Annotated in this window: 15 protein-coding genes; 8 read left to right on the top strand and 7 right to left on the bottom strand. The window is 56.7% G+C overall.

All coding sequences use genetic code 11. The features are described 5' to 3' along the window. Positions 1-7: 7 nt before the first annotated feature. From dcp to PGR79_RS00090, 3 genes are all read left to right on the top strand, one after another. Positions 8-2047: a peptidyl-dipeptidase Dcp gene (gene dcp, locus PGR79_RS00080; RefSeq protein ID WP_430920728.1), complete on the top strand. Its 2040-nt coding sequence runs from the start codon at positions 8-10 to the stop codon at positions 2045-2047. 356 nt (positions 2048-2403) lie between these two features. Then, the gene (locus PGR79_RS00085) at positions 2404-2664 is read left to right on the top strand and encodes a hypothetical protein (RefSeq protein WP_087860683.1); all 261 of its coding nucleotides are present in this window, start codon (positions 2404-2406) and stop codon (positions 2662-2664) included. 24 nt (positions 2665-2688) lie between these two features. Beyond that, the gene (locus PGR79_RS00090) at positions 2689-3804 is read left to right on the top strand and encodes an AAA family ATPase (RefSeq protein ID WP_113373454.1); all 1116 of its coding nucleotides are present in this window, start codon (positions 2689-2691) and stop codon (positions 3802-3804) included. 4 nt (positions 3805-3808) lie between these two features. Here PGR79_RS00090 and PGR79_RS00095 read toward each other — a convergent pair whose 3' ends face one another. Further along, positions 3809-5074: an MFS transporter gene (locus tag PGR79_RS00095; protein WP_087860685.1), complete on the bottom strand. Its 1266-nt coding sequence runs from the start codon at positions 5072-5074 to the stop codon at positions 3809-3811. Positions 5075-5115: 41 nt separating this feature from the next. Continuing rightward, a complete protein-coding gene (locus PGR79_RS00100) occupies positions 5116-8223 on the bottom strand; it encodes a beta-galactosidase (protein WP_430920730.1) in 3108 nt (1035 codons plus the stop codon). Positions 8224-8430: 207 nt separating this feature from the next. On the opposite strand from PGR79_RS00100, the gene PGR79_RS00105 reads away from it, so the two are divergent. The 3 genes from PGR79_RS00105 to PGR79_RS00115 all read left to right on the top strand — a co-directional run bounded on the left by PGR79_RS00105 (position 8431) and on the right by PGR79_RS00115 (position 11124). After that, the gene (locus PGR79_RS00105) at positions 8431-9495 is read left to right on the top strand and encodes a LacI family DNA-binding transcriptional regulator (protein WP_430920732.1); all 1065 of its coding nucleotides are present in this window, start codon (positions 8431-8433) and stop codon (positions 9493-9495) included. 382 nt (positions 9496-9877) lie between these two features. Next, positions 9878-10126 carry a hypothetical protein gene (locus tag PGR79_RS00110; protein WP_087860688.1) on the top strand — a complete coding sequence of 83 codons (249 nt, stop codon included), beginning with the start codon at positions 9878-9880 and terminating at the stop codon, positions 10124-10126. Positions 10127-10167: 41 nt separating this feature from the next. Further along, on the top strand, positions 10168-11124 hold the full coding sequence (locus tag PGR79_RS00115) for a sensor domain-containing diguanylate cyclase (RefSeq protein WP_316423851.1): 957 nt from the start codon (positions 10168-10170) through the stop codon (positions 11122-11124). A gap of 120 nt (positions 11125-11244) precedes the next feature. Here PGR79_RS00115 and mgtS read toward each other — a convergent pair whose 3' ends face one another. The 3 genes from mgtS to ftrA form a co-directional block, all read right to left on the bottom strand. Next, positions 11245-11340, bottom strand: a complete 96-nt coding sequence (gene mgtS, locus PGR79_RS00120) for a protein MgtS (protein ID WP_004102377.1) — start codon at positions 11338-11340, stop codon at positions 11245-11247. A gap of 139 nt (positions 11341-11479) precedes the next feature. After that, entirely contained in the window at positions 11480-11695 is a 216-nt protein-coding gene (locus PGR79_RS00125; protein ID WP_015366741.1) for a DUF4177 domain-containing protein, read from the bottom strand. A gap of 61 nt (positions 11696-11756) precedes the next feature. Next, the gene (gene ftrA / locus PGR79_RS00130; protein ID WP_087860691.1) at positions 11757-12761 is read right to left on the bottom strand and encodes a transcriptional regulator FtrA; all 1005 of its coding nucleotides are present in this window, start codon (positions 12759-12761) and stop codon (positions 11757-11759) included. A gap of 68 nt (positions 12762-12829) precedes the next feature. On the opposite strand from ftrA, the gene PGR79_RS00135 reads away from it, so the two are divergent. Beyond that, positions 12830-13243, top strand: a complete 414-nt coding sequence (locus PGR79_RS00135) for a rhodanese-like domain-containing protein (protein ID WP_113373449.1) — start codon at positions 12830-12832, stop codon at positions 13241-13243. A gap of 142 nt (positions 13244-13385) precedes the next feature. Further along, entirely contained in the window at positions 13386-14489 is a 1104-nt protein-coding gene (locus tag PGR79_RS00140) for a cobalamin-independent methionine synthase II family protein (protein ID WP_015366738.1), read from the top strand. Positions 14490-14518: 29 nt separating this feature from the next. On the opposite strand, the gene PGR79_RS00145 is transcribed toward PGR79_RS00140, so the two are convergent. After that, complete coding sequence (locus PGR79_RS00145) at positions 14519-14989, bottom strand: helix-turn-helix domain-containing protein (protein WP_113373448.1); 471 nt, start codon at positions 14987-14989, stop codon at positions 14519-14521. A gap of 116 nt (positions 14990-15105) precedes the next feature. After that, a complete protein-coding gene (gene ydeE / locus PGR79_RS00150; RefSeq protein ID WP_113373447.1) occupies positions 15106-16290 on the bottom strand; it encodes an efflux MFS transporter YdeE in 1185 nt (394 codons plus the stop codon). Positions 16291-16317: the final 27 nt, after the last annotated feature.

Consider the following 16317-nt stretch of genomic DNA (forward strand, 5'->3'; position numbering starts at 1 on the left):
GAGAATGATGTCGGACAATAACCCCTTTTTACACGTCAGCCTGCTGCCGTACCAGGCGCCGCATTTTGATTTGATTGAAGATAGTCATTATCGCCCGGCTTTTGATGAGGGCGTACGGCGCCAGCGCGAGGAGATTGCGGCGATAATCAATAACCCGGCGCCGGCGGATTTTGACAATACCCTGGTTGCGTTGGAACAGAGCGGCCAACTATTAGGCCGGGTAACCCGAGTCTTTTTCGCCATGGCCGGGGCGAATACCAATCCGCTGATACAGCAACTGGACGAACAATTCTCAGCCGAGCTCGCCGAGCTTGGCAACGATATCTGGCTTAACGAGGCGCTGTACCAGCGTGTTAAACAGGTCTGGCAGCAACGCGACGCCCTGAGTCTGGATCCGGAGTCGCGTCGTCTGCTCGAGGTGAGCTGGCAGCGTTTTCAGCTGGCGGGAGCCGCGCTGGCGCAAGAGCAGAAAACCGCGCTAAAAGCGTTGAATACCGAGGAAGCGTCACTGCAAAGTCAGTTCCAGCAGCGTCTGCTGGCGGCGGTGAAGTCCGGCGGTCTGGTCGTTGATTATCAACACCAGCTTGACGGACTGGCCGCGGATGAGATTGCCGCCGCCGCCGATGCCGCGCGCGACAAAGGCCTGCAAGACCGTTGGCTGCTGGCGCTGACCAATACCACCCAGCAACCGGCGCTGCAGGCACTTGCCGATCGCCAGACCCGGCGCAATTTGTTCGCCGCGGGCTGGACGCGTAACCAGAAGGGCGATGCCAACGACACCCGTGAACTGGTTTTGCGGCTGGCGGAAATCCGCGCGCGTAAGGCTGAATTGCTGGGCGTCGCCGATTACGCGAGCTGGTCGATGGCCGACCAGATGGCGAAAACGCCGTCTGAGGCGCTTGCCTTTATGCGCCGCATCGCGCCTGCGGCCCGCCGCCGCGCCGAACAGGAGCTTGCCGACATCCAGCGGGTTATTGATGAAGAGGGCGGCGATTTTCAGGCTGCGGCCTGGGACTGGTTATATTACGGCGAGCAGGTGCGGCGCGCTAAATTCGCCATCGATGAAGCGCAGCTAAAACCCTATTTCGCTCTGGACCGGGTGCTGGAAGATGGCGTTTTCTGGACCGCCTCCCAGCTGTTTGGCATCCGTTTTGTCGAACGTTTTGATATTCCGCTTTACCATCCCGATGTGCGGGTATGGGAAATCTTTGATGCCAACGGCGAAGGCATGGCGCTGTTTTACGGCGATTATTTCTCGCGTGACAGCAAAAGCGGCGGCGCCTGGATGGACGTGTTCGTCGAGCAATCGACGCTGCGTGCCCAGCGTCCGGTAATTTACAACGTTTGCAACTACCAGAAACCAAAAGCCGGCGGCTGCGCGCTGCTATCGTGGGATGACGTCATCACGCTGTTCCACGAATTTGGCCATGCGCTGCACGGCCTGTTCGCTAACCAGCGCTATGCGAGCCTTTCAGGCACCAACACGCCGCGCGATTTCGTCGAGTTTCCGTCGCAGATTTATGAACATTGGGCCCGCGAGCCGCAGGTCTTCGCCCATTATGCGAAGCACTACCAGACCGGCGACGCTATGCCGGACGATCTGCGCGACAGCATGTTCCGCGCCTCAACGTTCAATAAGGGTTATGACATGAGCGAACTGCTGGCGGCGGCGCTGCTGGACATGCGCTGGCACAGCGTCATCACGCAGGCGCTGCCGCAGGATGTCGATGCTTTTGAACAGCAATCGCTGCGCGAGGAGCAGATGGATCTGGCGGCGGTTCCACCGCGCTATCGCAGCAGCTATTTCTCACATATTTTCGGCGGCGGTTATGCGGCGGGCTACTATGCCTATCTGTGGACGCAAATGCTCGCCGACGACGGTTATCAGTGGTTTGTCGAGCAGGGGGGATTAACCCGGGAAAACGGCCAGCGCTTCCGCGAGGCGATCTTATCGCGCGGTAACAGCGGCGATCTCGACGCGCTGTATCGCGACTGGCGCGGGCACGATCCGCTGATCGAGCCGATGTTGAAAAATCGCGGCTTGTAGATACTGTGCGACCCGTCGCCGCCAGGGTTTTTCCCCGGAGGCGACGCTTTGCGCCTTGTACGGGCTATCAAAACGCACGGCATGCCACTGTAACCAATGTACATTTTGCGACCATTCTCAATGCCCGGCGCAACAAATAAGAGTTGTTAAGATTCACAATTCCACTTTTTTCCTTCATCATTTGTCGGCCTTTACTACTAATAATGCGTGCTTACAAAGTGCAATTTGTTTTTTTTTATATTCCAGGCCGCTATGAACTATAAAAAAGTACTTACGACGATGTTTTTTCCTGCGACGCTTGGGCGTGGCCTGGGACTTGTTCAATGACATTTTTGACCCCACTCGGGAGGAACACTGTGCACCCGTTAATTAAGGTCATGCTGGTAGGCGGCAAAGCAGATGGTCTGCTGGTCAGCGTCGCCGACACCGCGACGGAAGTTTCCGTCACCCCTGCGCAGTACGGCGCGCCATCCGGGCTGCCGCTGAACTACCGGGTGGTGTCGCAGGTTATTGATAATGAACGTCTGTTTTTTGGCGTATTTAGTGATTCACATCTGGATGCCGATAAGCTCGCCAGAGTCGCGCTAACGCGTGGGATGAAAAAATCGCTCAGTTGAGCGTCGGCGCGCCTGAGGAATGGCATGATTAACCGTATTCGTATTAACAACTTCCGTTCAGTCAGAGAGATTGAACTGGAACTGGGGCCGCTGAACATTGTGTTCGGCCCTAACGGTTGCGGAAAATCGAATATCTACAAAGCGATCCATCTGTTAACCGCCTCGGCTGACGGCCAGTTTTCCAGCTATGTCAGCGAGGAGGGCGGACTGGAGAATATCATGTGGTCGGGAAAGCAGGCGCCAACCGATCGCCATCCGCGGCGTCTGCAAATCGCCTGCCTGACCGATGAATTTGAATATGAATTGCAGGTCGGATTTCCGGAAAAACTGCCGTATCCGACGCAATTCATGCTCGATCCGATCGTTAAAGAAGAGAATATCTGGCTGTCGGGCTTTAACCGCCGGCCGTCGTCGCGTGTACTGCAGCGGAAAAACCAGGCGGCGTTCCTGGTCGACGTCAACGGTGAAAAAAGTACCTTCACCGATACTATTTACGAAAACGAGTCTATTTTCGGCCAGCTAGGCGAGCCGCATCGTTTCCCGGAAGTGTCGCGCGTGCGGGAGACCATGCGCCGCTGGCGTTTTTACCATGAGTTTGCCATCGGTAGGCTTTCACCGCTACGCCAGCCGACGGTCGGCTATCGTTCGCCGGTGCTCGATAGCGATGGCGGCAATCTGGCGGCCGCCTTTCAGACTATCGTCGAAATCGGCGCTGAGGAGTTGCTGCATGAAATCCTCGGCGAAGCGTTTCCCGACTGTACCTTTTTCTGCGAGAACGAAAACTCGCGTTTCGTGATGAAGATGCGCCGGGAGGGGATTTATCGGCCTCTGCTGGCGGCGGAGATGTCTGACGGCACCCTGCGTTTTTTGTGCCTGGCGGTAGCTTTGCTCAGCCCACGGCCGCCGGCGTTTCTCGCCATTAATGAGCCGGAAAACAGCCTGCATCGCCAGATGTTCCCGGCGCTGGCGCGACTGATTGTCGAAGCATCACGCTATAGCCAGATCTGGCTCACCAGCCACTCGGCGGAACTGGCGCAATTGATCTCGGCGCGTGCGCAGAGCCGCCTCTACGAACTGGAAAACAACGGTGGGCAAACGCAAATTAAAGCGGCGTTGCCGTCATCCCTGACGGAACGTTAATCTCTCAGGCCGCGTTGTTATACTCTGCCGCGGGTAGCAGCGTCTTACCGCCCTTTAAGGTAAACAGCGATATCAGGGTAAAGCTCAGGGTGATTGAGCCGAGGATAAGGTAGGCCTGGTGAAAACCCACGGTGTCGTACATCCTCCCGACCCAGGCCGAAAGCACTACGCCGGAAAGCTGTTTCGACAGGTTAAAGCCGATTAAAAATAGGGTGGCGGAAAGCTTAGGGTTAAATGCGGAAGATATATATTTGAAGGTCCCGACCAGCAGGAACGGTAATTCAAACATGTGCAGCATTTTTAAAATGACCACTTCCACCGCCGAAGTCGCAAATGAAGATCCGAGAATGCGCATCGACATAATTATGCCGGCCGTCAGCAGGGCGTTTTTCGCACCGATACGGTTAATAATTGCCGGGGCGCAGAACATAATCATCGCGTTGAGTAATTCACCGCCGGTGGTGACAAAGCCGAAGACCTCGGTCCCGCGCTGCGGCGTGGCGAAAAAGCCTTTAAAAAAGTTTGCGAACTGCTGGTCGAAAACGTCATACACGCTGGCGACGCCCACCACATAAATAATAAATCCCCAGAAGCGCGGCATTCGCAGCAGTTCGGCCGCCGTACGTAGAGAAAAGGCCTGGCGGTTGGCGCCGATGGCGTCAATAACCTGCGCGCTGCTGCTGGCTTCCGGACGCGATAGCCATAACAACACGCCAAGCACCAGCGCAAAACCGGAGGCTATCCAGAAGGTAATATTCGGGTCGATGCCGAATAAGATACCGGTAATTGACGCGCAAAGCGCCCAGCCGACGCAGCCCGAGACGCGCACTTTGCCATATTCAAAACGGTTGGCGCGGCTGACGCGTTCAATATAGGCCTCGACAGCGCCAGAACCGCTGGAAAATACCACGCCTAAATAAACGCCCCCCACCAGAGCGCCGGCGATAATGTTTATTTGCAGCAGCGGCGAGAAGACAAAAATAAAGAACGGGGCGAATAAAATAAGCAGTACGGTAATGGTCCACAGCAGATGTTTACGCAGCCCGAGCTTATCGGAAATCAGGCCAAACACCGGTTGGAAAATTATCGCGAACAGCGAAATGGAGGAGAAAACAATCCCTGTTTCGGTTTTCGTTAAATGGTTTACTTCCGCCAGCCACACCGGAAAAAAGGGAAAGTAAGCCGACATAATGAAATAGTAAAAGAAAAAGAACAGCATGAAATAGATAAAATTGTGCCGTTCGCGGGGCGTGAGTTCAGAGAGTTTCATATCTTATTATACCTGTGCGGTGGGGGCCGAAGCCCCCGTTATTAGTGACAATGAAGCGTAACCTGATAGCGCCATTGGGCCTCGAGCAGCAGCCACTGTGGCAGAACGCTTGGTGTCCAGGAATCATCGCCGCCCACGCCCATATGCTGGCCGTCGAGCGTGATCCAGACGCCTTTTTCCGGCGCCATGCGATGCCAGTGATCGGTCGTCATCAGCTGTTCCGTACTGTACGGCTGCACCGAAAAGTGGAACTGGCCTGCGACGTGCCAGCGTCCCCAGTCCAGCGCTTTGCAATCGCAGCGCAGACCGTTTTCGCTGGGGAAGATATAGGGCGTGCTCATCTCGCGCAGCGGCTGTTGCCAGCGTGAAAAACAGGCGCTACTTTTGCGATCCGGATAGTTTTCGTGCGGCCCTAATCCCAACCAGCTGACCTCAGCGTGCTGATCGGCGACCTGGAAGCGCAGCCCGACGCGCGCCAGCGGCGGTAACGTTGCGGCTCGTTCGCCATCAACGGTGAGCTGGAGCTTGCCGTCGGCGGTGAAGGTCATGCGCCAGTGGCTGGCAATGACGGTCTCTTCGCCGCGCAGATAGTGCCAGTAGCTATCAACTATCACCTCCCGCGCCAGCTGTTGCGCCTCGCATTTCGCACAGCGGGTCGTCGACTGGTACAGACCGGCGCTCTTCCAGCGCTCGACCCAGGCGTTCGGATCGATACGTTCGACTTCGCTGACGCCAATATCATTGTCCAGCGGCGCACGGACAAACTGATCCTCCAGCGGCGTCAGCAGCTGCTGTTCTCCCGCGCAATACCATTCGCTTAAACGTCCGCTTTGGCGATCGATAACCCAGCGCTGGGATCCGACGCTGACCTGATAGAGCGTGGGCTCAATCGTCAGGACGGGCGCCGGGCCTTCGGCGGAGGTCTCTGATAGCGCCAGCGGCGCGGCAAGCGTTAGCTGCTGCCAGGCGACGCGATGACCGGGCACAGACCATGACGTCGCCTGTGGCTGGATCACTTCGAGCTGCAGCCAGACATCGCGGGCGCCGCGCGGCAGGGACAGGCTGTCGCTAAGGGTGAATTCCGCCCGTTCTTGCGGCGCCAGCGTCAGCGCTAAGTCGCCGCTGGCTATCGTTTCTCCGGCGCACTCTACGCGCCAGCGCAGCGTTTCGTTATCGGTGGCGCGGAACAGGTATTCGCTGGTGATAGCAATCCGCAGCGGATTTTGTTCGAGCAAGACGAATTGGAAATACTGTTGCGCATGTTTGGCCTCGATAAGCGAAGGATGGGCGCGCCGGTCGGGGAATACCAGGCCATTCATGCAGAACTGCCGGTCGTTAGGCTTATCGCCGAAATCGCCGCCATAGGCCCAGCCGACGCTACCATCCGGGAATGTTTTCTCGATTGCCTGGTCGGCCCAATCCCAGATAAAACCGCCCTGCAGGCGAGGATAGTCGCGGAAGGCTTGCCAGTAATCGGCGAAATTGCCCAGGCTATTGCCCATCGCGTGGGCGTATTCGCAGAGGATCAACGGACGCTGCTCGCCAGGCATCCCGATCCACTTTTTAATCGACCATTTGGGCACCGCCGGGAAGGGCTGGTCGCGCTCTACGCGGGCGTACATCGGGCAGATAATATCGGTGGCGCTGCTGTCGGCGCCGCCGCCTTCATACTGTACCGGCCTCGAAGGATCGTTGTGCTTCAACCATTGGTACATGGCCTGATGGTTGTCGCCGCAGCCGGACTCATTACCCAGCGACCAGATAATGATCGAGGGATGGTTGCGGTTGCTTTGGACCATACGGGTGACGCGCGCGCTGTAAGCGGCAAGCCAGGTCGGATCGTCAGACAGCCGATTCATCGGCACCATGCCGTGAGTTTCGATATTGGCTTCGTCTACCACGTACAGGCCGTAGCGGTTGCATAGCTCGTACCAGCGCGGGGCGTTGGGGTAGTGCGAACAGCGCACGGCGTTGAAATTGTTCTGCTTCATCAGCAGAATGTCCTGCACCATATCCTCTTCGATGACCACCTGGCCGCGCTGATGATGATGTTCGTGGCGGTTGACGCCGCGAATCAGCAGCGGCTTGCCGTTGAGCAACAGTAGGCCATCACGGATTTCGACCTGGCGAAAACCCATGTCCCAGGCTTCCGCTTCCAGAAGCGTCTCGCCGCGCCATAGCGACACCACCGCGCGGTAGCAATGCGGCTGCTCGGCGCTCCACAGTCGCGGGCGCTCGACGTCGAGATTGACGATTGCCCGCTCGGCGTAGCTGCCGCGTTCATCAACAATCGGCGTACCCAGCGGCTGGCGCTGGCTGGCAATCCGTGTCTCGCCATCCCACAGCGCGACCTCCACTTCCAACGCCGCCAGCGCTTCAGGCGCGGCCTCGACGCTAAGTTTGACCTGCAATTGCGCGTCGCGATATAGAGCATCGAGCTGCGGGGTTAATTGCACATCGCTGAAGCGGGCCCGCGGTTTATGCAACAGCCAGACTGAACGGAAGATACCGCTCATGCGCCACATATCCTGATCTTCAAGCCAACTGCCCGCGCTCCAGCGCATCACCATCACGCACAGGCGGTTGGCGCCTGGCTGCAGATACGGGCTTAAATCAAAGGCGGCGGGCAGGCGGCTATCCTGGGAGTAGCCGACCCACTCGCCGTTGCACCACAGATGAAAGGCGGAGTTGACGCCATCAAAGATAATTTGCGTTTGCCCTTCGGCCCGCCACCCCTCATCGACGGTCAACTGTAACGAATAGCAGCCGGTAGGGTTGTCTTCGGGCACCCGCGGCGGCACGGTATCAATCGGATAGCGGACGTTGCTGTATATCGGCGCGTCATAACCCTCCATTTGCCAGTTTGAAGGCACCGGCGTCGGGCGGCTGTCGGGCAGGTCATGCAGTAGCCAGCTGGCATCCACCTGAAATGGACTGCGGGCATAGGAAAATTGCCATTCGCCGTCCAGTTGACGACGGCGGTCAGAAGGGCGGTTGTCGCGCGCCGCATCGGCATCGCGCCAGCTGGCAAAAGAGGGATGAGCGGGCAGTCGGTTGAGGTGAGTGATAGTCTGGTTCTGCCAGTCCTGGCGGGCCAGAACTTCGTGAAAAGCGGGGCCGCGAGCGGCGCCTGAATCATATCGTTGCATACGCATACCTGACGGATAATGGTAATAAATGTTATTCGCTAAACAATCTCATCGGGTTATCGGGTATTTTTCACCGGCCCGCAATATTGGTGAAAATGAAACCCCTTCACGATCACGAATCACGGCTGAAATAGCAGATTTCTGTCGTAAGGAAGACATAAAATGTTAGCGTTAGACATTAAGCCTTTTCACTGACAGGAGTATGCGATGCAGCGCCGTTCAGCCACTTTAGAAGATGTCGCCCGCGAGGCGGGCGTATCGCAGCAGACGGTTTCGCGGGTGGTGAATAACCCGCAGATTGTGGCGCAGCGCACCCGTGAAAAGGTGCTGCGTGCGATGCAGACGCTGCACTATGTGCCTAACCGTTCGGCACAGCTATTGGCGGGCAAAGCGGCGGCATCGATAGGGCTTATCACCGCGTCGTTGACCTTACACGCGCCGTCGCAAATTGCCGCGGCGGTGAAACGGTATGCCGGTGAGCAGGGGCTGGAGGTCGCCATTGCCATGCCGGCGCAAAGTGATTATCCGGCGCTGCAGGCGCGGCTGGATGAGTTTCGCGCCCAGAATATTCGAGGCGCCATTATCAGCCTGCCGCTTGAGAGCAGCGTCGCCGAACGGCTGGCCGCGGAAAATACGGATATCGCCTGTCTGTTTCTCGATGTCTCGCCGGAGACGGATGTCTCCTGTGTGCGTTTCGATCATCGTGATGGCTGCGGCGCCTGCGTGCGCCACCTTTGGGAATTAGGACATCGCGAGTTCGGCCTGTTGGCCGGGCCGGAAAGCTCGGTGTCGGCGCGGATGCGCCTTGGCAGCTGGCGCGAGACGTTGCACCGGCTGGGGGTCAGTCAATCGATCACGGTATTCGGCGACTGGAGCGCCGCAAGCGGCTGGCAAAAAACCTTCGAGTTGCTGCATAAAAACCCGAAATTAAGCGCGATTGTGGTCGCCAACGATCAGATGGCGCTTGGGGTGTTAAGCGCGCTGGCGCAGCTTAATCGACGCGGCAGCCAGGCGATTTCGGTGACCGGTTATGACGATACGGCCGATAGCCTTTACTTTCAGCCGCCGCTTACCACTGTCGCCCAGGATTTTGATCTGTTAGGCCGCCGGGCGGTGGAATTACTGATGCAGCAGATGGCGGCGCCGACCGGCCGCCTGCGCGAACTGCTGCCGGCGCGGCTGGTGGTACGCCAGTCGACGTGGCCGCTCGGGACGCAGGATAATACCGCGCCGCTGATCGCGGAACTTAAAGCGCTGGTGGAGAAGCTATGAGTACGTCTGCGGTTTAAGATTTATTGAACAAGGGCGTGCTAGCCTGCGAGTCAGACGTAGGAAGTCCCGACGCTTTTCTACGAAAACGCTAAATACAATCTACGATCTATCCATGCAAGCATTTATTCACCGCCAGTCACATGGCGGTTTTTTTTTGCCCATTCGCCCCGGTCTCGTCGCTTGTCGATTTTATTATCTTCTGCTGGTTGCCGGTAATTTGCGCTGATAGCAGCGTAAACACGTTGTTTTTTATGGCGTAGGTCTCGGGTTTTCCGCGGGCTGTATTTTTGCAGGCAGCATAAAATGCTGATAGCTATTGGGATGGAAAAAACGGCCAGTGCTAACCATACTGATGACAATGTAACAGGAGGTGGTGCTCTCAATGAACGATGATTTTCAGGCGATTAAGAACGAATTTGCTAAGTATGCCGATACGGCGCAAGGGACCGCGGTGGCTTTCGCCATGTATGAAGATTTAGCCCGACGGCTGGCAAATTACTTCCACAACCTCGATCAGCTCAATAAACGCCGTTTTCTGCTGAAGCTGGAGGAGGGGGAACGCGAAATTGGTACCCAGGGCAGCTATGACTGGTATGGGGCGCTGACGCGCTTTTCATCTGCTGCTCATTAATCCCGCCACCTGATTTTTTCGCTTTATTGCAATGAGGTTTTATGAAATTCCCTGGCGTACCGGAAAATGAAGAAGAAAGACTGAAATCGCTGTATCTGGCGGACCTGCTGGATACCCGTGATGATGAGCGTTTCGAACGCCTCACCCGGCTGGCTAAAAAAATTTTTCAGGTGCCGGTGGTACTCATCAGCCTGCTCGACCGTGAACGGCAGTGGCTGCTCGCCTGTCAGGGATTGGGGATTCGCCAGACCCGGCGCGATATCTCTTTTTGCGCCCACGCCATCTTGCAGGACGGCGCCTTCATCGTTAACGATGCGGTCAATGACGATCGTTTTTATGATAACCCGCTGGTGACGGGCGAACCCTATATCCGCTTCTACGCGGGCTATCCTGTCCATCTGCCCGATGGCGCCGTGGCCGGCACGCTATGTCTGATTCATACCACGCCGCGCGATTTTAACGATGAAGAGATCGCCGTACTCAAGGATCTGGCGTATATCGTCGAGGATGAGTTCCAGGTGATTGGCATGGCGATGACCGACAGTCTGACCGGCATCGCTAACCGACGCGGCTTTTACCGCATCGGCGATAAACGTTTCCGTACGCTTACGAGTAACTCAACCCCGTTTAGCCTGGTCTTTTTTGATCTCGATAAATTCAAACCCATTAACGATCTGTGGGGGCATGCGGAAGGTGACGAGGTGCTAAAAACCTTTGCGGCGTTTCTGGCGCAACATCTGCTGCCAGGCGAGGTTGTCGGCCGTTTAGGCGGCGATGAGTTCGCCGCGATGATTACCCGCAACGGGCGTGCCGACACATTCTTGCAAAAGCTGCGTGAGAGTGTCGATCATTACAACCAGACGTCAGGTAAGCCCTATAACATTAATTACTCTTACGGCGAGCTACAGAGCGATGCCAGCCGTTATCCGACGCTTGGGGATATGCTTAAACAAAGCGATGAAGTGATGTATTCGCGCAAGCGTAGAAAAACCTTATAAGCGGCAGTAAACAGGCGGTGGGGATGATGTGGCAGGCGTTCGAAGAAGTGACTTAAAGCAGAACGCCCCCTGGTGCAACAGCAGCAGGGGGCGCTTACGGGTGGGGATTATCGTCGTTCATCAGTCATCCCATTTGTGGCTTAGATACGCGGCCAGAAAACCAAAGAACAGGATTGTTCCCAGTACGGCCATAAAAACATGCATATTTCCCAGCATGGTCTACCTCCATCTTATTTATGCGCTAATGTTGTCCTCATTGAACAGGGTTTACGGTTGTTGGATAGATAGTATCCTGGTCAATCTAAACAAACGATTAACCAGAATGGCGTTATGTTATATGAAATAAATTAACGCATCAGATGGCGCGTTCGAGCACAAATAAATACGCTTCGCGCGACCAGAACAGGGCGCTGCGGCGGCGTTCGACCGCCATGGTTTTGACTTCCCAGCCCTGCTGCGTGTACTCAGTGAGGAACCGGCTCATTTTATCGGGATCGGCCTTGGCTTCGCCGAAAAACATACTGCCCAGCAGCCCCTCTTTATAGATAACGACGCGGCACTCTTTTTTCATCAGCTTAATCCTTGCAGGTGTAATTCAACGACGCGAATTATTGTCGCAGGCCATCTTAATATTACCACTGACCGGTGGAAAACTTTTTTCGATATTGCAGCGGGCTCACGGCGAATTGCTGGCGAAAGTGATGACGTAGCGTACTGGCATTAGCGAAACCGCAGATTTCGGCGATTCTGTCGATGCTGAGACGGCTATCGGTGAGATGCTGGCGGGCGCGAAGCAAGCGCTCATCAAGCAGCCAGCGGGCCGGTGATTTGCCGGTCGCCTGCTGAAAACGGCGCAAGAAAGTACGCGGGCTCATATCCATTCGCTGCGCCAGCGAGGCAAGGGTATGGCTCTCAGCGAGATGCTGATGCAGGTAATCAAACAGCTGGCCGAGGCGCTGGCTTTCACGCGCTGTCGCCACCGGGCGAATCACCTGCTGCGCTTGCCCACCGTCGCGGTGCGGCGACACCACCAGCCGCCGGGCGACGATATTCGCCGCTTCATGGCCGAAATCTTCACGCACCAGATGCAGACAGAGATCGATGCCCGCGGCGCTGCCGGCGGAGGTCATCAGCCGCGCATCGCCGACGTACAGCACGTCTTCCACCACCTCAATCAACGGAAAACGCTCCTGCAGCCGGGCAGTATAACGCCAATGGGTGGTGGCCTGCCGTCCATTGAGCAATCCGGCGGCGGCGAGCACAAATACACCGGAACAGATAGAGACGATTCTGCAGCCGCGCGCATACGCTGCCGCCAGCGACTGGCACAAAGCCTGAGGAACATCGCTTTCTATGCCTCGCCAGCCGGGTACGACGATGGTGTCCGCTTCATCAAGCAGCGCCAGTCCGCCATCGCTGACGATACGGATACCACCGGTGGCGCGAAGCTCGCCATCATCGACGGCGGCGACCGCGAACCGATACCAACTTTCGCCCATTTCCGGGCGCGGGAGGCCAAAAATCTCCACCGCCACGCCGAACTCAAAGGTACACAGGCCGTCATAGGCCAGAACGACGACTTTTGGTGGTGACAGTGTCACATTGTGGGTTGTCAGGATTTCAGCGTTTTCTGTCATCAATGGGGGCGGTGGTCCGGGTACGGTGGTGGTTAAAGTAGTGTTACCACAGACAAGGAGAATACGCCATGAGTGTTGTAAGCCAATTTACGCCAGCCGCCCCGGCCGATGCCGCTGCCTGGTTTGCCCATAAACTGAGTGTCGAAACCGACTGCGCGGATGTCCATCACGCCATGCAGCATGGCGAACAGGACTTTGTGCTGCTGCACGTCATCGGCAGTCAGGATGTTTTCGCCCGTCGCCACCTGCCTGGCGCGCTGCATCTGCCGCATCGCGAGATCAATGCCGCGCGAATGGCGCAGTGGCCTGCGGAAACGCTGTTTGTTGTCTATTGCGCCGGGCCGCACTGCAACGGCGCGGATATTGCCGCCTTAAAGCTGGCGCAGCTTGGCCGACCGGTAAAAATGATGCTCGGTGGACTGACCGGTTGGGCGGATGAGGGGTTCGCATTTAGCGTCAGCGAAACGAGCAACATGAAATAAATTCAATAGCCATGAATTTTTCTCGTTTGCTGATGCTCCCTCTGCATGACAGTATCTGGACATATAGACATCCAGAAGTCTAAAAATTCAAATAATGAATTATCACGGCGGGCAACTACCTGTCTGCCGTTAAGGAGAGAACATGCAACGTCACCAGGCCCCGTTCCGCGCAGATATCGTCGGCAGTTTTTTACGTCCTAACGCCATTAAGCAGGCGCGCCTGCAGCTGGCGGAAGGCAATATTGATGCCGGCCATCTGCGTGAAATTGAGAATGAAGCCATCCGCCAACTGGTTCAGCAGCAGTGCGATTGCGGCCTGCACGTGGTGACCGACGGTGAGTTCCGGCGCGCGTGGTGGCACTTCGACTTCTTCGACGGTCTGGAAGGCGTTGAACGTTACGATTCAGAGAAAGGTATTCAGTTCAACGGCGTACAGACTAAAGCGCACGGCGTACGCGTGACCGGTAAACTGGGCTTCGGCAACCATCCAATGCTGGAAGATTTCCGCTTTTTGAAAAGCGTCAGCGGTAATGCGCAGCCGAAAATGACCATCCCCAGCCCCAGCGTGCTGCACTTCCGCGGCGGGCGTAAAGATATCGATAGCACGGTATACCCGGACCTGGCCGAATACTTCGACGATCTCGCAACCACCTGGCGTGACGCGATCCGCGCTTTCTATGACGCTGGCTGCCGTTATCTGCAGCTTGATGATACCGTCTGGGCCTATTTATGTTCAGACGAACAACGCCAGCAGGTACGCGAGCGCGGTGACGATCCGGACGAACTGGCGCGTACCTATGCCCGGGTGCTGAATAAAGCGCTGGAAGGGAAACCACAGGATCTGACCGTTGGTCTGCACGTTTGTCGCGGTAACTTCCGTTCGACCTGGATTTCAGAAGGCGGCTACGAGCCCGTGGCGGAGATCCTCTTCGGCGGCGTCAACATCGACGCGTTTTTCCTTGAATACGACAACGATCGTTCCGGCGATTTCGCCCCGCTGCGTTTTATTCGTCCAGGGCATCAGCAGGTGGTGCTTGGGCTGATCACCACCAAAAACGGCGAACTGGAAAACCCGGAAGGCGTGAAGGCGCGCCTGCAGGAGGCGGCGCAGTATGTGCCGCTGGAGCAGATTTGCCTCAGCCCGCAGTGCGGCTTTGCCTCCACCGAAGAGGGCAATTCGTTAAGCGAAGCCCAGCAGTGGGATAAAGTGCGGCTGGTCACAGGGATCGCCGCCCAGGTCTGGTAAGGAGATAGCCCGCATTAAGCGGGCTTTTTCTATTTGCGCAGCAGGCGCTGTAGTCGCGCCTGTCGCCACTGGCGGATCCACCCGGCAAAGACAAACAGACGTAATCCCCGCAGCAGCAATAACGCGCCCCAGACGATCGCCACCCACACTGACCAGTAGACATCGGGTTGGGTAAAACGGTTAATCACCAGCAACAAAACGCAAACCGTGACCGCCGCGCTCAGAGAGCGAAAAAAACGGCTCTCCTGATGCAGGCGGCTTTTCGCTTCTTCGATACGTAAATCGAGCGATGCTTCGTGACCGACGGGAGCATCGTCGCTGAGTTCGGCCACATTTATCTCAAACACTGCCGCCAGGGCGCTCAGGGTTTCTAACCCCGGACGATCGCCGTTTTCAATCCGTTGGATAGTGCGAACGCTGACGCCAGCCAGTTCGGCAAGCTGTTCCTGGGACCAGGCGCGCTGCAGACGTAATTGCTTTACTCGGGTGCTGCTGTTCATGATGTTAATCTCCGGATGGGAACCTGAGACCAGTGTGGTTTTTTAGCCTGCCGGGCGCCACGACGGGCACCTGACAGACAGGCGACAGCAACCCGACAGCCGCATGACGCCTGGGTTTACGCCTGTACGGTTTGCCAGGGACGCACGTTCATCCCGCGGAAAATCATCAGCCAGGCGGCGACTATCGCCAGCATTAAAATGAAGAATAGCGACCAGTGCGGCAGATGGGTAAGGATTATCCCCGTTAGCATCGGATTGAACGCCGCGCCTAACCAGCCTAACGACTGGGCGGAAAAATAGCTGGCTTTCATGCCGGGTGGGGCAATCTGATCGATCAACATATATTCGCCCGGTGCATAAATAACTTCGCCAAGGGTAAAGATAGCGGCGGAAACGCCCCACATCACCAGATTATTACCGGAGAGGATAAATCCGCCGAGTCCTACTACATAGCACAGGGTGCCGAAGGTCATCAGCGGGCGGATGTTTCGCGCCGAAAGCCGTCGCCCGACGGCATATTGCAAGGCGACGACCACCGCGGCGTTGACCGGCAGCACTACCGCGACCACCTTTTCCGCGAAGTCGCTGGTGCCTGCGGCCAGCACATACTGTGAAATGCAGGAGGCGAAAGAGCCGCCGACAAACGACGCCAGCAGGCCGGAAAAGGTAAACCACAGCAAGGCGCGGTCGCGCAAAAGCACCGACGGCGTCCACTGCGGCGCGGCGCCTTCCACGCAGGCGGCAGAGGTACGCTCGACGAAGAGCTGGATAAACACCAGCGGGAAGGCGGCGCACAGCGCGGCCAGCCAGAAAGGCAGGTTAATGCTCTGCATCACCAACAGGGTGCCGATTGGCGGCCCAACGGTCCAGCCGATATTGAGGAAGGTATAGTTGAGCGAAAAGATGCGCGCTTTTTTCTCCGGCGTCAGCACGTCGGCAAACCAGGCTTTCAGCACGGTAGAAAAAACCGAATAAGCGCAGTTGATTAATGAGAAAAAGAACACCACCAGCGCCACGCTATTGACCGCGGGGATGGCGATAAATCCCGCGATAAACGCCGCGATGGCGATCAGCATATAGCGTTTTTTGTCGAACTTATCGGCAAGAATACCGAAGCCCATGCTGAAGATAACGCCGACGACCAGCGCGACGGAGAGCGCATAGCCGATGACATCGACTTCCAGCTGGAACCGACGGGTGAGATAAATCGTCATAAAAGGAAGCGTTGCGCCGCGGCCGATGGTTAACAGCAACGACGACGCCAACAGCGCTATCGTTGAGCGCCTGATGGTGGTTGTCATTTTTTCCTTGCCCGATGTTGTGTTTTA

This window comes from Klebsiella sp. 141161, from assembly GCF_050600815.1.
Lineage (GTDB): Bacteria > Pseudomonadota > Gammaproteobacteria > Enterobacterales > Enterobacteriaceae > Klebsiella > Klebsiella aerogenes.